General features: G+C 52.4%; 20 protein-coding genes. 13 read left to right on the forward strand and 7 right to left on the reverse strand.

Features of this window, described 5'->3' with window-relative positions; all coding sequences use genetic code 11:
- Positions 1 to 4: 4 nt before the first annotated feature.
- A complete protein-coding gene (locus tag ACIPUG_RS04020; RefSeq protein WP_400337386.1) occupies positions 5 to 1,078 on the forward strand; it encodes a YeiH family protein in 1,074 nt (357 codons plus the stop codon).
- Positions 1,079 to 1,168: 90 nt separating this feature from the next.
- Positions 1,169 to 2,014, forward strand: coding sequence for a deoxyribonuclease IV (nfo, locus tag ACIPUG_RS04025; protein ID WP_400337388.1), 846 nt, complete (start codon positions 1,169 to 1,171; stop codon positions 2,012 to 2,014).
- 108 nt (positions 2,015 to 2,122) lie between these two features.
- Here nfo and fruA read toward each other — a convergent pair whose 3' ends face one another.
- The 3 genes from fruA to fruB are packed head-to-tail and all read right to left on the reverse strand — an operon-like array spanning position 2,123 to position 5,901.
- Positions 2,123 to 3,814, reverse strand: coding sequence for a PTS fructose transporter subunit IIBC (fruA, locus tag ACIPUG_RS04030; RefSeq protein ID WP_400337390.1), 1,692 nt, complete (start codon positions 3,812 to 3,814; stop codon positions 2,123 to 2,125).
- Between the two features lie 18 nt (positions 3,815 to 3,832).
- Positions 3,833 to 4,771: a 1-phosphofructokinase gene (fruK, locus tag ACIPUG_RS04035; RefSeq protein WP_005967280.1), complete on the reverse strand. Its 939-nt coding sequence runs from the start codon at positions 4,769 to 4,771 to the stop codon at positions 3,833 to 3,835.
- Positions 4,768 to 5,901, reverse strand: coding sequence for a fused PTS fructose transporter subunit IIA/HPr protein (gene fruB / locus ACIPUG_RS04040; RefSeq protein ID WP_014915019.1), 1,134 nt, complete (start codon positions 5,899 to 5,901; stop codon positions 4,768 to 4,770). The genes fruK and fruB overlap by 4 nt, the downstream gene beginning before the upstream one ends.
- Before the next feature lie 333 nt (positions 5,902 to 6,234).
- Here fruB and setB point away from each other — a divergent pair, with 333 nt between their 5' ends.
- A complete protein-coding gene (setB, locus tag ACIPUG_RS04045) occupies positions 6,235 to 7,413 on the forward strand; it encodes a sugar efflux transporter SetB (protein WP_400337588.1) in 1,179 nt (392 codons plus the stop codon).
- 10 nt (positions 7,414 to 7,423) lie between these two features.
- Here the strand turns inward: setB and ACIPUG_RS04050 are convergent, their stop codons facing one another.
- On the reverse strand, positions 7,424 to 7,678 hold the full coding sequence (locus tag ACIPUG_RS04050) for a YkgJ family cysteine cluster protein (protein ID WP_400337590.1): 255 nt from the start codon (positions 7,676 to 7,678) through the stop codon (positions 7,424 to 7,426).
- A 286-nt stretch (positions 7,679 to 7,964) separates the two neighbouring features.
- On the opposite strand from ACIPUG_RS04050, the gene yeiP reads away from it, so the two are divergent.
- The 8 genes from yeiP (at position 7,965) to yejF (ending at position 17,293) form a co-directional block, all read left to right on the forward strand.
- Positions 7,965 to 8,537 (forward strand): elongation factor P-like protein YeiP, encoded by a 573-nt coding sequence (yeiP, locus tag ACIPUG_RS04055; RefSeq protein ID WP_010277377.1) that lies wholly within the window; start codon positions 7,965 to 7,967, stop codon positions 8,535 to 8,537.
- A gap of 86 nt (positions 8,538 to 8,623) precedes the next feature.
- Positions 8,624 to 9,625 (forward strand): GTP-binding protein, encoded by a 1,002-nt coding sequence (locus tag ACIPUG_RS04060; RefSeq protein WP_320695758.1) that lies wholly within the window; start codon positions 8,624 to 8,626, stop codon positions 9,623 to 9,625.
- A gap of 38 nt (positions 9,626 to 9,663) precedes the next feature.
- Positions 9,664 to 10,365 carry a phosphatase PAP2 family protein gene (locus ACIPUG_RS04065; RefSeq protein ID WP_039468876.1) on the forward strand — a complete coding sequence of 234 codons (702 nt, stop codon included), beginning with the start codon at positions 9,664 to 9,666 and terminating at the stop codon, positions 10,363 to 10,365.
- Between the two features lie 322 nt (positions 10,366 to 10,687).
- Positions 10,688 to 11,269, forward strand: a complete 582-nt coding sequence (gene mepS / locus ACIPUG_RS04070) for a bifunctional murein DD-endopeptidase/murein LD-carboxypeptidase (RefSeq protein WP_010277383.1) — start codon at positions 10,688 to 10,690, stop codon at positions 11,267 to 11,269.
- A 468-nt stretch (positions 11,270 to 11,737) separates the two neighbouring features.
- A complete protein-coding gene (locus ACIPUG_RS04075; protein ID WP_400337392.1) occupies positions 11,738 to 13,546 on the forward strand; it encodes an extracellular solute-binding protein in 1,809 nt (602 codons plus the stop codon).
- Between the two features lie 9 nt (positions 13,547 to 13,555).
- Entirely contained in the window at positions 13,556 to 14,653 is a 1,098-nt protein-coding gene (locus ACIPUG_RS04080; protein ID WP_014915013.1) for a microcin C ABC transporter permease YejB, read from the forward strand.
- Positions 14,650 to 15,675 (forward strand): ABC transporter permease, encoded by a 1,026-nt coding sequence (locus ACIPUG_RS04085; protein ID WP_014915012.1) that lies wholly within the window; start codon positions 14,650 to 14,652, stop codon positions 15,673 to 15,675. The genes ACIPUG_RS04080 and ACIPUG_RS04085 overlap by 4 nt, the downstream gene beginning before the upstream one ends.
- A 1-nt stretch (position 15,676) precedes the next feature.
- On the forward strand, positions 15,677 to 17,293 hold the full coding sequence (gene yejF, locus ACIPUG_RS04090) for a microcin C ABC transporter ATP-binding protein YejF (RefSeq protein ID WP_400337394.1): 1,617 nt from the start codon (positions 15,677 to 15,679) through the stop codon (positions 17,291 to 17,293).
- Positions 17,294 to 17,333: 40 nt separating this feature from the next.
- Here the strand turns inward: yejF and ACIPUG_RS04095 are convergent, their stop codons facing one another.
- The 3 genes from ACIPUG_RS04095 to rsuA all read right to left on the reverse strand — a co-directional run bounded on the left by ACIPUG_RS04095 (position 17,334) and on the right by rsuA (position 19,985).
- The gene (locus ACIPUG_RS04095) at positions 17,334 to 17,678 is read right to left on the reverse strand and encodes a YejG family protein (RefSeq protein ID WP_010294807.1); all 345 of its coding nucleotides are present in this window, start codon (positions 17,676 to 17,678) and stop codon (positions 17,334 to 17,336) included.
- A gap of 380 nt (positions 17,679 to 18,058) precedes the next feature.
- Entirely contained in the window at positions 18,059 to 19,249 is a 1,191-nt protein-coding gene (locus ACIPUG_RS04100; protein WP_400337396.1) for a Bcr/CflA family multidrug efflux MFS transporter, read from the reverse strand.
- A gap of 40 nt (positions 19,250 to 19,289) precedes the next feature.
- Positions 19,290 to 19,985, reverse strand: a complete 696-nt coding sequence (gene rsuA, locus ACIPUG_RS04105; RefSeq protein ID WP_400337398.1) for a 16S rRNA pseudouridine(516) synthase RsuA — start codon at positions 19,983 to 19,985, stop codon at positions 19,290 to 19,292.
- Between the two features lie 224 nt (positions 19,986 to 20,209).
- Here rsuA and ACIPUG_RS04110 point away from each other — a divergent pair, with 224 nt between their 5' ends.
- Both ACIPUG_RS04110 and ACIPUG_RS04115 read left to right on the forward strand, forming a co-directional pair.
- Positions 20,210 to 20,449: a YecH family metal-binding protein gene (locus tag ACIPUG_RS04110; RefSeq protein WP_014915008.1), complete on the forward strand. Its 240-nt coding sequence runs from the start codon at positions 20,210 to 20,212 to the stop codon at positions 20,447 to 20,449.
- 2 nt (positions 20,450 to 20,451) lie between these two features.
- Entirely contained in the window at positions 20,452 to 22,212 is a 1,761-nt protein-coding gene (locus ACIPUG_RS04115; protein ID WP_400337400.1) for a DEAD/DEAH box helicase, read from the forward strand.
- Positions 22,213 to 22,309: the final 97 nt, after the last annotated feature.

The raw sequence follows: 22,309 nt of genomic DNA on the forward strand, positions 1-22,309 counted from the left end.
ATCCATGGCTCTTCCTGCGACATTACACACGATAGCCCCGCCCGATGGAGCAAAAGCGCGATTACCCGGCCTGTTGTTAGTAAGTTTAATGACTTTTTTGCTCCTCTGGCTGGCAAATATTCCGAAAATCGCCCACTGGGGTCCGGGTTCGCTGACATTGGCGATCCTGATTGGGATCGTGCTCGGAAATAGCATTTATCCACGTATTCATCCGCTGTGCGATCCGGGCGTGCAGTGGGCCAAACAGCATTTACTCCGCTGGGGCATCATACTTTATGGTTTTCGTCTCAGTTTTCAGCAGGTTGCTGCCGTTGGCTTTACCGGTGTCGCGGTCGATCTTACCGTCGTCACGCTGACGTTTTTACTCGCCTGCTGGATAGGCAAGCGCTGGCTGAAACTCAACAATCAAACCGTAATGCTCATCGGTGCTGGCAGCAGCATCTGCGGTGCGGCGGCGATCATGGCAACCGCACCGGTTGTCAAAGCGTCCAGCAATGCGATTGCCGTCTCCGTTTCCACCGTGGTGATTTTCGGTACGACGGCGATGTTTTTGTATCCGTGGCTCTATCAGCTCAATCTCGAACATCACTGGATTGACGCCACACCACAGATTGTCGGTCTGTACTTCGGCTCAACGATACACGAAGTCGCTCAGGTTGTTGCCGCCGGACATGCCGTTGATGGTGCGACGGAAAACATCGCCGTCATCAGCAAGATGCTGCGCGTGATGCTGCTAGCCCCTTTCCTTCTCATTCTTGGGTTTTACCTGAAAAAAACGACGCAAAAAAGTGACGCGGAAAACGCGATTCCACTGATGTTTCCGTGGTTTGCACTGGGGTTTATCGCCGTAGCGGCATTCAATTCTTTCCAGCTACTTTCACCTACGCTCGTCACGCAGTTGGTACAGCTCGATAATGTGCTGTTGACCATGGCGATGGTTGCGCTGGGGCTCACAACCCGATTCAGCGCCATCCGTCAGGCCGGCGCAAAACCACTTCTGCTGGCACTCATTCTGTTTCTCTGGCTGGTTGTTGGCGGTGCGGGCATCAATTTGTTCTTCGAGCATTTATTCGGCTAACGATAAATTATTTACCTGTTAACGTCTGATTAACGTGCCCGGCGGAGCCATGACAATGCCATAATGTCTCCGTTACCAAAGGAGACCAACATGAAATACATCGGGGCGCACGTTAGCGCATCTGGCGGGGTCGATCAGGCCGTGATTCGCGCGCATGAGATAAAGGCGACGGCTTTCGCGTTATTTACCAAGAACCAGCGCCAATGGCAGGCTGCACCGCTCAGCGCCGAGGTCATCGACCGTTTTAAAACCGCCTGTGAGCAGTACGCGTATACGTCAGCACAGATTCTGCCCCACGATAGCTATCTGATTAATCTGGGTCACCCGGATGCCGAGGCGCTGGAGAAGTCACGCATCGCGTTTATTGATGAAATGTCCCGTTGCCAGCAGCTTGGGCTAAGCCTCCTGAATTTTCATCCCGGCAGCCATCTAAAGCAGATCGAGGAAGCTGACTGTCTGGCACGTATCGCCGAGTCCATCAACATCGCGCTGGCGGAAACGGACGGCGTCACCGCCGTGATTGAAAACACCGCCGGGCAAGGCAGTAATTTGGGTTTCCGCTTTGAGCACCTGGCGGCCATCATCGATGGCGTAGAAGATAAAAGCCGCGTCGGCGTCTGTATCGATACCTGTCACGCCTTCGCTGGTGGCTACGATCTGCGGACAGAAGCCGATTGCGAAGCCACCTTTGCTGAATTCGATCGCATTGTTGGGTTTCGCTATCTGCGCGGAATGCATTTGAATGATGCCAAAAGCACGTTCGCCAGCCGCGTTGACCGACACCATAGTCTGGGAGAAGGCAACATCGGCAAAACCGCTTTCAGCTATATCATGAAAGATGCCCGCTTTGACGGCATCCCGATGATTCTGGAAACGATCAACCCCGATATCTGGGCCGACGAAATCGCCTGGCTCAAATCTGAAGCCCAGCGCTAATTAGTTTTTATCCCATAAAAAAGCGCCAGTTGGTGAATACCAACTGGCGCTATCTCATCCACATCCTTGTGTTATGGCGTTACTTTTTATTCACGACGATGATCAAACTTACGCAACTTTCGCCAGTTGTTCATCAGAGCGTTTCAGCAGTGCGTACAGCACGCCAGCGACGGCAGTACCCGCAATGATCGCTAACAGGTAGCCGATAACTGGGGTAATCGCGCCAGGAATCAACAGCACGAACAGACCGCCGTGTGGTGCCATCAACTTAGCGCCCACCGCCATTGACAGCGCACCAGTCAGTGCCCCACCGATGATGCAGCAAGGCAGAACGCGCATTGGATCACGCGCCGCGTAAGGAATCGCCCCTTCGGAGATAAAGCACAGGCCCAGTACAAACGCCGCTTTGCCCCCTTCACGTTCGGTCGGGTTGAATTTTTTGCTTGCCAGTACCGTCGCCAGACCCATTGCCAACGGTGGCACCATACCGGCTGCCATGACGGCGGCCATCGGCGCGTAAATCTGGCTACTGAGCAAGGTGGTACCGAAAACGTAAGCGACCTTGTTAACCGGCCCGCCCATATCCGTACACATCATCGCGCCCAGGATCGCACCCAGAATCACCGCATTCGCCGTGCCCATGGATTGCAGCCAGCCTGTCAGGCCAGTCAGGATTTTCGCCACTGGCGTGCCAACGACGTAAATCATGATGAGACCGGTGATCAGCGTAGCGAACAGTGGAATGATCAGGATCGGTTTTAGCGCCGTCAGACTTTGCGGCAGAATCAGTTTATTGTTGATCGCTTTGGCAACATAACCGGCCAGGAAACCAGCAATGATCCCACCGAGGAAGCCTGCACCCGTACTCACCGCCAACATCCCGCCAACCAGACCAGGCGTTAAGCCCGGACGATCCGCAATGGAGAACGCGATATAGCCCGCCAGCACCGGCACCATCAGTGCGAAGGCAGAACCGCCACCGATCTTCATCAGCGCCGCTGCCAGCGTACCTTCCTGTTTAAAGGCTTCAATACCAAAGACAAACGACAGGGCGATACACAAACCGCCTGCCACAACCATCGGCAGCATGTAAGACACGCCGGTTAACAGGTGACGGTACGGGCCTGCTCCACCTTTCTGGCCAGACTCGCTCGTGCTTGCCGCGCTGGCTTGTCCGGACGGCTGGTACACTTTCGCTTCAGCCTGCGCTTTATCTAACTCCTGCGCCGTCTTCTTCAGTGCCAGCCCGGTCGACGTGCGATACATTTTCTTACCGGCAAACTTCGCCAGATCGACTTCAATATCCGCAGCCACGATCACCAGATCGGCTTGTTCAACTTCTTCAGGGGTAATCGCGTTGCCGGCGCCAACAGAGCCGCGCGTTTCCACTTTGACCCACCAGCCGCGTTTTTTCGCTTCGCTTTCAATCGCTTCTGCCGCCATAAACGTGTGCGCGACGCCCGTCGGGCACGCCGTTATCGCCACAATACGCTTGGCAGCTGCAGGCTGCTGAACAGGCGCTGACGTAGCGGCCTGATAGACCGTGGCTTCAGCCTGTGCTTTCGCCAAAAAGGCTTCCGGCTGCGAAACTGCCAGTTCGATGTCACCGACATAAACTCGCTTGCCATTCAGTGCGCTGTCCGCCGCAGCGGATGCACCCAGAACGATCGCCAGTTCAGCGTCGTTAACCTGTTCTGTAAACGTCACCCCTGCTTTCGCAGCGGCAGCGCCGAGTAGGTTCTTCACCAGTTGGCTTCTCGCCAGGCCCAGTGATTTATCCAAAATCAGCAGCGTTTTCATTGTTTATCTCCTGCTGTATCAGTTAAAGGGTTTGAGGTCGACACGCGCCATCATTGCGGCCAACTGAGGACGATCGGTAATACCAACATTACTTTGGCTGACGGCCAGCGCTGAAACCGCCGTAGCCAAACGCAGAGTGTGCTCACTGGACTCACGCATTAATAAGCCATAAATCAACCCCCCAACCATGGAGTCGCCCGCACCTACCGTACTTACCACATCACAGGCCGGTGGTTTTGCCAGCCACGCACCCGATGCATTCACCCACAGCGCGCCTTCCGCACCCAGTGAGATCACAACATGCGCGATACCCTGCTCACGCAGCGCGTGGGCGGCATCCACCACATCAGCCAGCGTAGGTAATTTACGCCCAGCCCATATCTCCAGCTCCCGGCGGTTTGGTTTCACCAACCAAGGAGAGGCTTTCAGTCCCGCCACCAGCGCTTCACGGCTGCTGTCGAAAATAATGCAAGGACACTGCGTACGCAGACGCGACATCCAGTCGGTAAAGGCATCAGGATCGACGCCAGCAGGCAGACTGCCGCTCACCGCGACCATGTCGAACTGCCCCAGCCAGCTCAGCGAGTCATTGACGAAACGCTGCCAGTCTTGCTGTGTCACTTCAAAACCGGAAAAGTTGAAGTCGGTTACGTCGCCATCTTTTTCGGTTAATTTGACATTAATACGCGTACGTCCTGGCACAACCTGGAAACGGTTGGCAATGCCCAGCTCGCTGAACAATTGCTGAAAACCATCCTGATTGTCTTTACCCAGAAAGCCACCTACCGTGACATCAATCCCAAGATCTTTCAGCACCTTGGCAACGTTAATACCTTTGCCTGCGGCGTGCAGACCCGCTGTCTGAACCAGATTGACTTCGCCTTTCTCAACTTCCGGGCAATAGCCAACCAGGTCATAAGCTGGATTCAGGGTAATTGTGGCTACTCTCCTGCTCATGCTGCCCCCTCGCCCAAACCGGACGTAATCGCGTCGCCAATAGCGGCCAGTGCTTGTTCTGCATCGCTACCGCTCGCGGTGAAACGCAATTTGTGACCTTTCTTCACGCCCAGCGCGACGACTTTCATCAGGCTGCGGCCATTTGCCGGTTTGCCTGTGCCATCCAGATTGGTGACGGTAATGTCACTGCTGAATTGCTTGATCACGTTCACCAGCATCGTTCCCGGACGCGCATGCAGACCGTGTTCGTTGCGAATGGTGAACTCTGCCGTCAGCACTTCGCTTTCTTCTGGTACGTCGCTGGTCAAGAGTGCCAGCAGCGTCGGTGCGTCAGCCGTCAGCAGACGTTCCGCTTTTTGCGCAATCAGCAGGTTGCTCAGGTAATCGATCGGGGCGAAAGCCTGATCGTCAGCTGCGGCTACCGTCACCAGTAAGGCCACGTTTTCGCCGTCAACGCTGAAAGGCGTAGCCGGACGTGCCACCGCAGCCGCGCTGCTGAGGTTACCGACAGCGCTATCGCTGAACCACACACCTTGCCCCAGATTCAGCGGCTTGCTGCTGACTGCGGTGCTGACGAAGCTGGCGTCTGCTGCACCGATCTGCTGAAGACGGCCGGCGTTCAGCGCCTGAAGCGTCAACAGATTATCGGTCGCCACATCCAGCGCAATCAGCGAGGTATCAAAGCGGAACTCCGCCAGTTGCTGCTCGCCCATCAGCAGGCTACGCAGTTCTTCTGCTGACGTTGTACTTGCCAAACGTGCTGCCACGCGATCGTCGCTCAGAACGTGGGTCAGCTGACGCAGCAGCGCAAGGTGTTCATCAGAACGGGCTGCAATCCCCAACACCACGTAGGCGGTTTGATCTTCACCCCAGGAAATACCCTGAGGAAATTGAAATACTTGAACCCCGGTCTTCAATACCAGATCGCGGGTATCGGTTGTGCCGTGAGGGATAGCAATGCCGCTTCCCAAATAGGTGGATGTTTGCTGTTCACGCTGGAGCATGCCGTCGACATACCCTGCGTTAACGCACCCGGCCTCGGTCAGTGCTGAAGCAACAAGCTGGATAGCTTCCTGCTTAGTACTGGCCGCTGCGCCCAAATGAATATCTTGCTGTGACAACTGGAACATGGCACTCCTCTCTTGCTGAAAGTTGAATCGTTTCAGCTTTTATGAGAAAAAAATGTGTCGATTGTTAGGGCGTTTCAAAAAAATTCCGCTGAAACGTTTCAAAAGTCTCATTCTATTACGCCATTTATGCAAGCTTTCTACGCTGCTGACGTAACAGAATTTTGACATCACGCACATTTTAACGTGGATGACGCGCTGCCCGCCAACAAAAATCACCCAATGGCTGAAGCCGTGCTGACGAAAAATAATGAAACAAGATTTCTGTTTCATTATAAACCCGAGTACTATGTCGCGCTCGACAGCCTCTGCCTATTTTCCAAGCGCTATCAATTTATGTTCATTCCTGCAAACACAACGCGACGTCCGCTCGATCTGACATCGTCAGCATTTTTAGTTATTGCCTTCCTGACCGGAACGGCCGGTGCCCTGCAACTTCCTACGCTTAGCCTCTTTCTTTCCAGCGAAGTCCAGGCTCGTCCTTTCTTAGTCGGGATGTTTTATACCGGTAGCGCTGTTATCGGTATTGTCGTCAGCCAAATGCTGGCCACACGGTCGGACCGTCAGGGCGATCGCAAATCGCTGATTTTCGTTTGCTGCCTGCTGGGCGCACTCGCCTGCATGCTGTTTGCCTGGAACCGTAACTACTTTATTCTGCTCTTTATCGGTGTATTGCTGAGCAGCTTTGGCTCGACCGCGAACCCACAGCTTTTTGCGCTGGCGCGGGAGCATGCAGATAAGACTGGTCGTGAAGCGGCGATGTTCAGCTCCATCCTCCGCGCACAAATTTCTCTCGCCTGGGTTGTCGGCCCGCCTATCGCCTTTGCGCTGGCACTGGGATTCGGCTTCACGACGATGTACCTGACCGCCGCGGTCGTCTTTATCTTATGCGGCATTCTGGTCAAACTCTTTCTGCCTTCCATGCCCAAAGCCGTGGAAAAGACCACTTCCACACTGGAATCACCACGTCGCAACCGCCGGGACACGCTCTTGCTGTTCGTGGCGTGTACCTTGATGTGGACCTGCAACGGCATTTACCTCATTAATATGCCGCTGTATCTGGTGCATGAGTTGCATCTGCCGGAAAAGCTGGCGGGTATCATGATGGGTGTGGCCGCCGGGCTGGAAATTCCCGTGATGCTGATTGCCGGCTACGTTGCCAAACGCTTCGGTAAACGTTTCCTGATGCGGCTTGCTGTTGCTTCCGGTTTACTGTTCTTCGGCGGCTTGCTGGTTCTTGATGGCGAAATAGCGCTGCTGGCGTTACAGGTGCTGAACGCCATTTTCATCGGTATTCTGGCGGGAATCGGTATGCTTTACTTTCAGGACTTGATGCCCGGACAGGCAGGTGCGGCAACCACGCTATTTACCAATACCACGCGAGTTGGCTGGATCATATCTGGTTCACTGGCAGGGATTGTTGCTGAAATCTGGAACTATCACGCCGTCTTCTTCTTCGCGCTGCTGATGATCGCTGGCTCTGTCTATTGTATGTGGCGCATCAAAGACGCCTGATCGCTGCACATTAAGGAGCGGTATCAGCTTCCAGCTTCAGCAGGTAAATCATCGCCTCATCACGACGGCCGAAACACATATCCGCGCGCGGCTTTAGCCCCGCGCAAACCTCAGGTCGCAGTGGAGAATGGAACAGCCCGCAGCGCATCGCCTCATCGAGATGAATACAGGGTGTGTTTGCAGGCTTACCGTGCGGCAGACCCGGCATCGGCGTTGAAATCGATGGTGCGGTACAACAGGCACCGCAATGGGGGCGACAGTCCATCAGCAAGCTCTCCGGTGGGCTGACAAGAAGTAAGAGCGCCACGATAGCAGTCCCGTCGTAAAAAACCAATATCAGCCCTTTTTTCCTTATACTTTAAATAATTCGAATTTCAGGCAGGCGGCAAGTGAAGGAATCCCGATGAGCTTACACAAGTAAGTGATTCGGGTGAGTGAACGTAGCCAACGTACATGAAATTTGAAGGATGACGAGTATATACTTGCCTGAACTCTTCGGCGCGAGTAACGTGTCGCCACAAAAATCACACTCCTTATAGCAGGTAATTTTTATGGCAAGAGCGAACGAAATTAAACGCGGAATGGTCGTTAACTATAACGACAAGTTATTGCTGGTAAAGGACATCGACGTCCAGAGTCCCAGCGCCCGCGGTGCCAGCACGCTGTACAAAATGCGTTTTTCTGATGTCCGCACGGGGTTGAAAGTGGAAGAGCGTTTTAAAGGCGACGACATTATCGATACCATCACGCTGACGCGCCGCACGGTGACTTTCTCTTATATTGACGGCGACGAGTACGTCTTCATGGATGATGAGGACTACACCCCTTACCTCTTCAAAAAAGATCAAATAGAAGAAGAGCTGCTGTTTATCCCTGAAGGCGGTATGCCGGGGATTCAGGTATTGAGCTGGGACGGCCAAATCATCGCGCTGGAATTGCCACAAACGGTCGATCTGGAAATTGTTGAGACGGCACCGGGCATTAAAGGTGCCTCCGCCAGTTCACGCAACAAACCAGCGACCATGAGCACCGGTCTGGTTATCCCCGTTCCAGAATATCTGAGCGCGGGTGAAAAGATCCGTATTCATATTCCAGAACGTCGCTACATGGGTCGTGCAGACTAACATTCTACCTTGTGCTTCCCGCACAATACTTGTCGCCGGATGCTCTATCCGGCACACGTCAACTCTCCCCCGCATAGGAGCCTGCCATGCTAACGAAAGTCAATTTGATCACAGGGTTTCTCGGTAGTGGAAAAACCACCACGATTCGTCATCTTCTGTCGCAAAAACCTGAAGACGAAGTCTGGGCGGTGCTGGTCAATGAATTCGGCGAAGTGGGTATTGACGGTGCGCTACTGGCGGACAGCGGTGCAGTGTTAAAAGAGATTCCCGGCGGCTGCATGTGCTGCGTAAACGGCTTGCCGATGCAGGTTGGCCTGAATATGCTGCTGCAACAGAAGAAGCCCCATCGGTTGCTCATCGAACCTACGGGGCTCGGCCACCCGAAACAAATTCTCTCCTTGCTGACAAGTGATATCTATCAGCCCTGGCTGACATTACAGGCGACGCTATGTCTGCTGGATGCTCGCCAGTTAAGTGAAACGCGTTACACGGAAAATGAGAACTTCCGCGATCAGCTTGCCGCCGCGGATATGATTATCGCTAACAAGCGTGATACTTATACCGCCGACGATCTCGCGGCCTTGCAGCAGTGGCAGCAGGCAAGCGGCGGCGGTCGACAAATTATCGAGACTAGTCAGGGAAATGTTGACTGGCAGTTGCTCGACCAACCGCGCCCCCCTTCATCGCAAGAACGTATACGCGAACTTCCAGATGGTGCACATCACCATGCGCATCAGCCCAAAAATGGCCTGGCCGCGCTGCAATTACCGGGTGGTCAATCCTGGCGACGCTCTCTCAATCAGGGACAGGGCTACCACGCCTGTGGTTGGATATTCGCACCTGAAACCGCTTTTGATACCGCTGCCCTGCTGGACTGGGTCCGCCTTTCTCCCGTGAGTCGGGTTAAAGGGGTGATGCGTATAAAGGAAGGGACGCTCGTCGTGAACCGTCAGGGACACGATCTGCATATAGAAACCCGATCGGCGGCACCGATTGATAGCCGTATCGAAGTCATTAATGAAACACCAGCAGAATGGAATACGTTACAAGCCTCGTTGTTAAAGGCTCGTTTAGTTAACGTGGAGTAGACTGGAGTTTTTTCGTCTTTGTTTGGATGCTTTGCCTTATGTCATTTGCCCGTTTTTCTTCTATTTTAGTGCTCAACGTGTTGGGCATCAGTCTGTTTTTATCCTGGTATCTACCGGAAAATCATGGTTTTTGGCTCACGATCGACAGCCATATCTTTTTCTATTTCAATCGTCTCTTGGTTGATAGCCCGACGTTTTTACATCTGGTTGCCATTACCAATAACCGCGCTTTTGACGGCTGTGCGCTCGTTGCAATGGGATTGCTGTATCTGTCGTTTTATCTAAAAGCGACGTCAACAGAGCGTCGCCGTTTGTTGATCCTTGGTTTTATCATGCTGTTAACTGCTGTCGTGCTGAATCAAGCAGGACATTTATTGCCGGTGCAACACGCCAGCCCAACGCTCTATTTTAGTGACGTCAACCGCGTTTCAGACTTAACCGGTATTCCGACCAAAGATGCGTCATCGGACAGCTTCCCCGGTGACCACGGCATGATGTTGATGATCTTTGCTGCTTTTATGCTGCGTTATTTTACCCGTACCGCTTTCGCTATCGGTCTGGCCATCATGGTGATTTTCTCATTGCCTCGCATCATGATTGGTGCACATTGGTTTACCGATATTGCAGTCGGTTCTCTGTCGGTTGTTCTGGTCGGATTGAGTTGGTGGTTATTAACGCCAGCGAGCGATGCCGCTATTAACCTGTTAAATCGGCTATTACCTAAAAAATCGACAGTATAAATCCCTATGATTTCAGATTTTTTACATCGACATTTTTTAGCTGAACACATCATTAAATCTTATAAATAAAATGGTTAAAACTTCTCGCAATCCTGCTGCTGTTGCGGTAGTCTCGTTCAAGTTTGCTTTTTAGCGCACACTGAACTACCAGCGGCAAGAAAAATAATGTGCATTCTGGCACATTTTCGTCGATGAGTGTTTGGCTAAGAAGAAACTCTGATTTAGTCTGAGTCTCGTTTTCGTTTGGCATTTATACCCCAGTGAAATGGGGATACTACATAGCGATATTTATCGTTAAGGACAGCAAGGGAACATAACAATAATGGTCAAGTCTCAACCGATTCTGAGATATATCTGGCGGGCAGTGCCTGCCGTTGCGGTAGCAATGATGCTCTCCGCATGTGGAAGTAATAGTGCATACAACAGTAAAGCTCAAACTGATATGCATGCAGTTAATGATAAAGATGGTCTTTTACTGCAAGCCTCTCAGGATGAATTTGAAGCTCTGGTTCGTAACGTGGACATCAAGTCTAAGTTGCTTAACCAATATGCCAGTTGGAAAGGTGTTCGTTACCGTTTAGGCGGTGATAGCCGCCGTGGCATTGACTGCTCAGCTTTCGTTCAACGCACGTTCCGCGAACAGTTTGGTATGGATTTACCGCGTTCAACCTATGAACAGCAAGAGATGGGCCAGCAAATTCAGCGTAGTAAACTGCGCGTTGGCGATCTTGTTCTGTTCCGTGCAGGTTCGACCGGTCGTCACGTTGGCATTTATCTCGGCAACGATCAGTTCGTCCACGCGTCAACCAGCAGTGGTGTCATCATTTCTAAAATGACAGAAGACTACTGGAATAAGCGTTATCAGGAAGGACGCCGTGTCCTGAGCAAAGGAAAAACCAGCTAAACAATATCGCTCCCTTGCTGTGACATTGTTTTTTAGTAAAAGAACTTTGCTGTTAGCCAACGAAATCAGACAACATCAACGCCGCTTATCACCACAAGCGGCGTTTTTTTATGATGGACATCCTGGTTCCATCACCCTACGGGCCGTTGCTACGCAACGTTGAAAAACGTTCCCTACGTTTTTTTATGCCTGCTTTTCCCCCGAATATCACCGAGTTCCTCCCCTTCTGCGGCACACTGCGCAAAATATGACTTGTTCAACAACCTGAAACATTAACAGGACGTGATTAAGGTAGGTTTATCACCTGATTTCATGATAAAAAGAAAACACGCAGCTTCCCGATGGGAATGTTAATTATTTCAAGAACTTTATGCCGAGGAAATCGGCATTGTTGACGTTACAGTATGGCATGTCTGCATCAGACGATGCCTAGTCAGATAACGTCCACTCGCAGGAGATTACCGTCAGATGTTAAAACGCGTTATCGCTGCCGTATTGCTTTGCACGGCCCATTTTGGGGCGCATGCCGAGACGATTGAAAACAGCACCAGCTTTGCACTTTTGGGGGAGCCCAAATATGCCGAGAACTTCAGCCATTTTGATTACGTCAACCCAGATGCCCCGAAAGGCGGCAGCATCACCCTCAGCTCACTGGGTACTTTTGACAATTTCAATCGTTATGCGCTACGCGGCGTGGCAGCGGCACGTACCGAACGCCTCTACGATTCCCTCTTCACGACGTCTGATGACGAGCCCGGCAGTTATTATCCGCTGGTCGCCCTGACGACGCGCCATTCGGCGGATTTTCGCTGGATTGAAATCGAGATGAATCCCAAAGCCCGCTTTCATGACGGCTCACCAATCACCGCCGCTGACGTCGCGTTCACCTACAATATGTTTATGACGCAGGGCGTGCCGCAGTTCCGCATCTATTTTAAAGATGTCACCGCCAAGGCCGTTGCCCCGCTGACTGTGCGTTTCGATTTTCCCGTATCCGACAAAAATCGCATGTTCAGCCTGCTGACGCTGCCAATCATGCCGGAGAAGTTCTGGAAGAATCATAAATTCAACGAACCGCTAGCGTATCCGCCACCGGCCAGTGGGCCTTATCGCATCACCGCCTATCGTACCGGACAATATGTCACCTATTCTCGAGTGAAAGACTATTGGGGTGCCGATCTGCCGGTCAATAAAGGCCAATACAATTTCGATAAAATTCGCTACGACTACTATATGGATGACAGTGTCGCGCTGGAGGCGTTTAAAGCCGGCGCTTTCGACCTGCGTGAGGAAGGTTCGCCAAAAAACTGGGCGACCCAATATCAGGGCGGCAACTTCGCGCGTGGCTACATCATCAAACAGGATCAGGTCAATCAATCCGCTCAGTCTACGCGCTGGCTGGTATTCAATACCCAACGCCCACTGTTTCAGGATCGACGCGTGCGTCAGGCATTAGCGCTGGCATTTGACTTTAACTGGATGAACAAGGCGCTGTATTACAACGCCTATCAGCGTACCAACAGCTATTTCCAAAACACCGAGTATGCTGCTAAAGGCGAACCCAGCGCAGAAGAATTGGCCTGGCTGACGCCGCTGAAAGACAAGATACCCGCCGAGGTCTTTGGCCCCAGCTATCAACCGCCCTCTTCCGACGGCAGCGGCTATGATCGACAAAACTGGCTTAAGGCACTCAAACTGCTGGAAGAAGCCGGTTGGGACTTGAAAGATCAAAAGCTGGTCAATCGCAAAACCGGACAGCCATTTACGTTTGAACTGCTGCTGCCAAGCGCCGGTAACTCGCAGTATGTCCTGCCTTTTCAACAGAGCCTGAAAAAACTCGGTATCACCATGAACGTGCGTAATATCGACAGCACGCAGTTCAACAGCCGCCTGCGCAAGCGCGATTTAGATATGACGGCAACGGTGTACCCTGCGTTCATCTACCCCGATGACAGTCTGCAAATGCGCTGGAGCTCGCAGTATATCGACTCAACCTACAATACTTCCGGCGTCAGCGATCCCGCGATTGATTCGCTCATCGCAGAAATCGTTAAGCATCAGGGGCAGAAAGTCCCGTTGCTGTCATTAGGCCGCGCGCTGGACAGGGTATTGACCTGGAATCAGCTTATGATTCCGATGTGGTATTCCAATCATGACCGTTTCGCCTATTGGAACAAGTTTGCCATGCCTGCTGTACGCCCGGCCTATTCGCTTGGGTTTGATGGCTGGTGGTTCGATACCAAACAGGCGGCCACGCTGCCCGCAGAGCGACGTTAAGGAATAAAAATGGGAACGTATCTGTTACGCCGCCTCTTGCTGGTTATTCCAACCCTGTGGGCAATCATCACAATTAATTTCTTCATTGTACAAATTGCTCCCGGCGGCCCGGTGGATCAGGCCATTGCGGCGATTGAAATGGGCCACGGCAGCGGTTATACCGCTAATAGCGGAATGGATGCCGGTATGGCACGGGCGGGCACCAGCGGCGCACCGAATATCGAGAACGCTTATCGCGGTTCACGCGGCCTCGACCCAGAAGTCATCGAGGAAATCACCAAACGCTATGGCTTCGATAAGCCGATCCATGAACGTTATTTTAAACTGCTGTGGGATTACGTACGCTTTGACTTCGGCGATAGCCTGTTCCGTGGTTCTTCGGTGATGCAACTCATTAAGGAGAGCATGCCGGTTTCGATTACGCTGGGGCTGTGGAGTACGCTGATCGTCTACCTGATTTCCATTCCTCTTGGCATCAAAAAAGCCGTGAAGAACGGCACACCGTTCGATACCTGGAGCAGCACGTTAATCATTATCGGCTATGCCATTCCGGCGTTTTTGTTTGCGATCATTTTGATTGTGCTATTCGCGGGCGGCAGTTACCTGGACTGGTTCCCGCTTCGAGGGCTGGTTTCCAGCAATTTTGATACCCTGCCGTGGTACAGCAAGATTACCGACTACTTGTGGCATATCGCGCTACCGGTTCTGGCTTCCGTCATTGGCGGTTTCGCCACGCTAACGATGCTCACCAAGAACTCCTTTATGGATGAGATTCGTAAGCAGTACGTTGTTACCGCGCGCGCTAAAGGGCTGGATGAAAAGAGCATTCTCTACCGCCACGTATTCCGTAATGCCATGTTGCTGGTGATTGCCGGCTTCCCCGCCACGTTTATCAGTATGTTTTTCACCGGCTCGCTACTGATTGAGGTGATGTTCTCGCTCAACGGGCTGGGCCTGTTGGGCTATGACGCCACGCTGCAACGTGACTATCCCGTCATGTTCGGTACGCTGTATATCTTCACGCTGATCGGCTTATTGCTGAATATCGTCAGTGACATAACCTATACGCTGGTGGATCCGCGTATCGATTTTGAGGGACGCCAATGAGCCGCTTAAGCCCGATTAATCAGGCGCGCTGGGCGCGTTTTAAAAGTAATCGTCGCGGTTACTGGTCGCTGTGGATTTTCATGGCGCTGTTTATCGTCAGCCTGTTTTCCGAATTGATCGCCAACGACAAACCGCTACTGGTGAAGTATGACGGCCAGTTCTATACGCCGGTGCTCATTGACCACAGCGAGAGAATGTTCGGCGGACAGTTGGATACCACCGCTGACTTCCGCGATCCTTATATCGCCGAACGTATCAGCAGCCACGGTTGGGCCATCTGGCCTCTGATTCACTACAGTTACGACACCATAAACTACGCCACTACAGCGTCCTTTCCCTCTGCACCAAACTGGCAGAACTGGCTGGGCACGGATAGCCAAGGGAAAGATGTGGTCGCGCAGGTGCTGTATGGCTTCCGTATTTCACTGCTGTTCGGTCTGGCGCTCACGATCCTGTCCAGCGTGATTGGTATCGCCGTCGGTGCGACACAGGGCTATTACGGCGGACGTCTCGACCTGTGGGGGCAACGCTTTATCGAAGTCTGGTCCGGCATGCCGACGCTGTTTCTGATTATCTTGCTGTCCAGCGTGATTCAGCCGGATTTCTGGTGGCTATTAGGCATTACCGTCCTTTTCGGCTGGATGAGTCTGGTTGGCGTGGTACGGGCGGAATTTCTGCGTACCCGCAACTTTGACTATATTCGTGCCGCGCAGGCGATGGGGGTCAGTGACCGTGCCATTATGTTCCGCTGCATGCTGCCAAACGCGATGGTCGCTACGCTGACCTATCTGCCCTTTATTCTTTGCGGCTCGATTACCACGCTAACATCGCTGGATTTTCTCGGCTTTGGTCTGCCGATGGGCTCGCCATCATTAGGCACTTTATTGCTGGAAGGGAAAAATAACCTTCAGGCGCCGTGGCTGGGCATTACCGTGTTTATGGTGCTTTCCATCGTGCTTTCCTTACTCATTTTTATCGGCGAAGCGGTGCGCGACGCCTTTGACCCCAGCAAGGCGCATTAATATGTCCAGTTCACCTTTATTGCAGATAGATAATCTCAGCATTGCCTTCCGCAAAGGCGATCAGGAGCAATGCGTTGTCGACCAGCTTTCACTGGCGGTGAACGCGGGTGAGACGCTGGCGCTGGTCGGTGAGTCGGGTTCGGGGAAAAGCGTCACCGCGCTGTCGGTTTTGCGTTTGCTCCCCTCCCCGCCCGTGGTTTATCCGCAAGGGGATATCCGCTTCGCAGGACAATCGCTGCTGCATGCTGATGAAAAAACACTGCGTCAGATACGCGGCAATCGGATCGCGATGATCTTTCAGGAACCGATGGTGTCGCTTAACCCCCTGCAAAGCATTGAGAAACAGCTGATTGAAGTGCTTTCGCTCCACCGTGGCATGCGTACCGAAGCAGCCCGCAGCGAAGTCATCACCTGTCTGGATCGCGTGGGTATTCGGCAGGCTAAGAGTCGATTGAATGATTTCCCGCACCAGCTTTCCGGCGGGGAACGCCAGCGTGTCATGATTGCGATGGCGCTGCTGACACAGCCGGATTTACTGATTGCCGATGAACCCACAACGGCGTTGGACGTGACCGTTCAGGCGCAAATATTGAAATTGCTGAACGAGCTGAAGCAGGAACTGGGGATGAGCTTACTGTTCATCACCCATAACCTGAATATTGTCCGCCAGTTGGCAGATAACGTGTCGGTCATGAAAGCCGGTCAGGCCGTGGAACATAATCGCTGTCAGCAACTTTTCAGCGCACCGCAGCATCCCTACACGCGCCAATTGCTGGATGCCGAGCCGTCGGGCGAGCCGCTTCCGGTAACAGATAATGGCGAACCTCTTTTGCGGGTGGAAAAACTGCACGTTTCGTTTCCCATCAAACGTGGCCTTTTGCGCCGTACCGTTGACGAAAAGCAGGTGGTGAACAATATCAACTTCACCTTGCGGCGCGGCGAAAGTCTGGGTCTGGTGGGGGAATCCGGTTCAGGAAAAAGCACGACCGGACTCGCGCTGCTGCGCCTGATTCAATCACGCGGCGATATCTGGTTCGATGGACAGCCCTTGCAAGGGCTAACCCGTAAACAAATGCTGCCTTTCCGTCATCGGATTCAGGTTGTCTTTCAGGATCCAAACTCCGCGCTGAACCCGCGACTGAATGTAGAGCAAATTATTGCTGAGGGGTTGACCGTCCATCAGAAGTTGAGCAAAGAGGCACTCGACCAGCGTGTGGTCGAGGCGATGCAGGAAGTTGGGCTGGATCCGACGACCCGCTACCGCTATCCCTCCGAGTTTTCCGGCGGTCAGCGCCAGCGTATCGCTATCGCTCGCGCCCTGATACTGCAACCGGAGCTGCTGATCCTTGATGAACCCACCTCATCGCTGGACAGAACGGTGCAGGCACAAATTCTGGCGCTACTGAAATCATTACAGGAAAAGCACAAAATCGCCTACCTGTTTATCAGCCATGACTTACAGGTTATCCGTTCGCTGTGCCATCAGGTTATTGTGTTGCGACAAGGTGAAGTAGTCGAACAGGGCGAATGCAAACAGGTATTTGCGCACCCTGCCGAACATTACACGCGTGAACTGCTACAGTTTTCATCCTATACGGCGGAAACGCAGTCAGCATAAATGAGGGAATACTGCAGCGTCAGTCTGCTGACGCTGCGGTTTAAAAGGGGTATTGTGCTGATACGGACTCAGCGATAGCGACACCAACATTCTTCAGACGGCACATTGCTGTGCTTTCATCATTGCGATGCAAAAACAGGCACGGTTCGCCTTCCCATTCCAGAACGGCGCATTCAACCTGAATTTCAGACAGAGACTGATGCAGCTGGTGCATGATTTTCCATGCAATATCGCCGTCATGGCTCAACAGCTTGAGGCCAATCAGGTTATTCTCTTCTTCTCTGCCGCTCAGCGGAATCGGTTCAACATTGATACCTGCAAAACCCGATAACCAGCGATAACTTTGCGGCAAACGATGAACTACCGAAAGTTGGAAACTGTCCACTACTGTTTTCCTCAGGTAATAATTCACAAAATAGTAACATATTTATCATAGTAGCGTGTTCAGACCATTTCTTGCCACTTTTAGAGAACAAAAAAACAACAAACACGCTTTTTTCATATCGTGATAGTGGCTAACAGATCTGATTGCAAGGACTATTAATGCCAAATTGATCACGAATCTTTCTTCTTTTCCGGCTATATGTAACCTTTTCCATTTAATATCTCAACCCTTTTTAGCCCATTCGTTCACTTTTGGGTCAAATATTTTACATTAACAAAACAAAAAGCTATGCCTGGGTATCGTCTTAAGAAGCAAAATGAGGAAGAGAGAACAGACTCAAATGCAGGAACATCTTTCCTGCATTTGAGAAGAAGGGAAAATCAGGATGCGGGGGAACGGTTTGCGTACAGATACAGCAGGAAGGCACCAATCGAACAAAGTGCCATTGATAGCACCATCGGCCAGGCGCTGTTGAATGAAGCCAGCGATAGGATAACGCCTACGATCGCGCCCAGGCCGAAGCGCAACGTGCCGGCCAACGACGAAGCCGTACCTGCCATATGCGGGAAATCATCGAGAATCACCGCCATCGCATTCGACGCCACCATCGCAATGCAGCCGACAAACAGTGCCACGCCAAACACCAGCGGTAAGAACCCGAGATCGAACAGGCAGACGACCACCAGCCATATTCCCATCACAAACTGAATGACCAGCCCCGTGCGGAACATCGCCATCGCTCCCAGCCGTCGCACATTGCGGCTGTTAAACAACGTGACCACAAAGAGAAAGACGACGTTCAGAGCAAAGTAGTAGCCAAAATTCTGAGGAGAAACGCCATACAGATTGATATACACAAACGGCCCGGCGCTCAGGAAGGAGAACATGCCGCAAAACGAAAGCCCGCTTGCCACCATATAGCTGAACACCCGCTTGTGGCGGAACAGGATGGCAAAATTCCCGATGGTGGTGCGCAGATGAAATTTCTGCCGCTTAGCGGGCGGTAAGGTTTCTTTGATAAAAAAGAAAATCAGCGCTGACGCGAGAAAAGCCGCACCAGAGATCGTCCAGAAAATAGAATGCCAGCTAAACCACAGCAGCAGCCAGCCACCGGCAATCGGCGCAATGAGCGGCGCGACGGTCATCACCAATACGACAAACGACATCATGCGAGAAAAATCATCCCGTGAGAACATATCGCGCATCAGGGCATTAATCACCACCGCAGCCGCCGCAGCGGAGACACCGTGCAGAAAACGCATGTAGATCAGTTGCTCTACCGTTTGTGCCAGCGCACAGGCCACGCCTGCAAACGCAAAAACCAGCGTACCGCCGAGAATCACAGGCTTACGCCCCAGGCTGTCCGCCATCGGCCCGTAGAACATCTGGCCAATCGCAAAACCCAGTACATAGGTACTGAGCGTCATTTGGACATGCCCGTCCCCCACGCCAAATTCGTTAGCAATGGTCGGCAACGCAGGTAAATACATATCGATAGCTAACGGCATTAGCATCGAAATCAGGCCGAGAATAAAGATCAGCCCGAAATGAGAAGAGCGGCGTAATTGCACTAATAACTCCAGATTAGAAAAAAGGTCATGCTATGCAGCATTATTTTACGCTGGCGATCTCCTCAGCACTTAACTCCCGGTATTCCCCCGGTTCCAGTTCGCTATCCAGATAGATGCCACCGATACGTTCGCGATGCAGCTCAACGACCCGATTTCCCACTGCCGCAAACATCCTTTTGACCTGATGATAGCGGCCTTCGCTAATCGTCAGTCGAACGACATAATCCGTTATCTTCTCAAGCGTAGCGGGTTTGGTAAGGTTCTTCTCGTTATGCAGTTGTACGCCCGCCGTAAATTGCGCAGCGGTGTCCTCGGCCAGCGGCTGTTCCAACGTCACCAGATACGTTTTTTCACACTGATGCTTAGGCGAAGTAATGCGATGCGACCATTGCCCGTCGTCAGTTAACAGCACTAGTCCGGTGGTATCGATATCCAGACGCCCCGCCGCGTGCAGTTTGTACGCCACCGGGACATCCATGAAATACAAAATGGTGGGATGATCGGGATCGTCCGTTGAACAGACGTAGCCCTGAGGCTTATTCAACATGAAATAACGTGAGCCGTTCTGCTGTTTCAACGGGTTACCATCAAATTCAACGTTATGCTCGGGGGATAACTTGAACGCACCGCTTTTTACCACTTCACCATCGACGGTAACACGCTGTGCGTGGAGCTCGCGCGCCACCAGTGAACGACTAATTTCCAACTGCTGGGATAAAAATTTGTCCAATCGCATTAAAGCTCACTACCTATCTCAAATAACGGCCTGTCTCACATCATGAGACCCTAAATTGTGAAAGGGTAGTATAACGGGGGTTTGTTCACTCGTCCTGCAATTCACGGCCCATAAGTTGCTCTTTTTAGCCGACCTTGAATTTGAACGCCTCTTGCTTATCCCTCGCGCCAGGTATTATCAACAGGCATAATAAGGGCAATTTTTTACATTTTAAGGACAGCCCCATGTCATCTATTCACGGTCATGAAGTGTTGCAAATGATGCTCACATCCGGTGAGTCATTTACCACTGAACAGCTGATTAGCACGATAGAAGCCCGCTTCGGCAGCGAGGCGCGTTTTCATACCTGTTCCGCTGAAAATATGACGGCCTCGATGCTGGTACAGTTTCTGTCTGAACGCGGAAAATTTATCCCGCACGATGCGGGCTTTACCACCAGTGCCAGTAAAATCTGCCAGCACTAGTTATGTCATTCACGCTACGGCCTTACCAGCGTGAGGCTGTTTCTGCCACACTCGACTATTTTCGCCGTCACACCCAACCGGCCGTCATCGTTTTGCCTACCGGTGCGGGGAAAAGTCTGGTCATTGCCGAACTGGCGCGGCTTGCCCGTGGCCGCGTGCTGGTGCTCGCGCACGTTAAGGAACTGGTCGCACAAAACCATGCCAAATATTGCGCCTTGGATTTGGAAGCGGATATCTTCGCGGCAGGGCTACAGCAGCGAGAGAGTCAGGGAAAGGTGGTCTTTGGCAGCGTGCAGTCCGTCGCGCGTAATCTCGACCAGTTCGATGGTGCCTTCTCTCTGCTGATCATTGATGAATGCCACCGCATTAGCGACGACGATAACAGCCAATATCAGCAAATCATCCAGCATCTGCAAAAAATCAATCCACAGCTGCGGTTGCTCGGCTTAACGGCAACGCCCTATCGGCTTGGTAAAGGCTGGATATATCAGTATCACTATCACGGCATGATCCGTGGCGACGAACGCAGTTTGTTCCGCGACTGCATCTATGAGCTGCCGCTGCGTTATATGATCAAACATGGCTTTCTGGTGCCGCCTGACCGGCTGGACATGCCAGTGGTGCAATATGATTTCAGTAAGCTCGTCGCCCGCAGCAACGGGTTATTCAGCGAAGCCGACCTGAACCTCGAACTCAAACGTCAGCAGCGTATTACGCCGCACATCATCAGTCAGGTCATCGATTATGCGCAAACGCGGCGCGGCGTGATGATTTTTGCGTCCACCGTCGAACATGCCAAAGAAATTACGGCCTTGTTACCAAACGGACAGGCTGCACTGGTTAGCGCCGATACGCCAGCGGCCGAGCGTGATGCGCTGATTGACGCCTTTAAACATCAATCGCTGCGGTATCTGGTCAATGTGGCAGTGCTGACGACCGGGTTTGACGCTCCGCATGTCGACCTTATTGCTATCCTTCGACCAACAGAATCCGTCAGCCTGTATCAGCAAATCGTCGGGCGAGGTTTACGTTTGTATCCAGGGAAAACGGACTGCCTGATTCTGGATTATGCGGGCAACCCACACGATCTCTACACGCCAGAAGTCGGCAACAGCAAGCCGCATGCTGGCAGCCAGCCGGTACAGGTCTTCTGCCCCGAATGTGGCTTTGCCAATCTGTTCTGGGGGAAAACGACCCCGGACGGCGACATCATCGAACACTATGGCCGCCGCTGTCAGGGCTGGGAAATGGCAGAAAGCGGCCAACGCCAGCAGTGTGATTTCCGGTTTCGGTTTAAAGTCTGTCCGCACTGCGGCGCGGAAAATGATATTGCCGCACGGCGCTGCCACCAGTGTGACGAGGTATTGGTCGATCCTGACGATATGCTGAAAGCGGCGTTGAAACTGAAAGATGCATTGGTTTTACGCTGTAGCGGCATGAGTTTCGAGCAGGGGCAGGATGCAAAAGGTGAATGGTTAAAAATCACCTACCACGATGAAGACGGTGCCGAAGTGAGTGAACGTTTTCGCCTGCGCACTACCGCTCAGCGCCACGTTTTCCTGCAACAGTTCTTACGTGTTCACCAACGCGCGCCGGGAACCCCGTTTAACTGGCAAAATGCCGCCGACGTCATCGCACAGCAGCTATTATTACGCGCACCTGATTTTGTCGTCGCCCGTAAACATGGAAAATTCTGGCAAATACGCGAAAGGCTCTTTGATTATCAGGGACGCTTTCGCCGCGCCAACGAGATCCGCGGCTAAGTAATTTTGGGATTCATTTGCCCGCGGAGCCATATTCCGCTAGAATTCAGCCCGCTTTTGTTCGCAAAAGCTGAATAACCCAACCTGCTGCTGGGTC

Origin of the sequence: Pectobacterium sp. CHL-2024 (assembly GCF_044751765.1) — a bacterium.
In the GTDB taxonomy this organism is placed as follows: domain Bacteria; phylum Pseudomonadota; class Gammaproteobacteria; order Enterobacterales; family Enterobacteriaceae; genus Pectobacterium; species Pectobacterium brasiliense.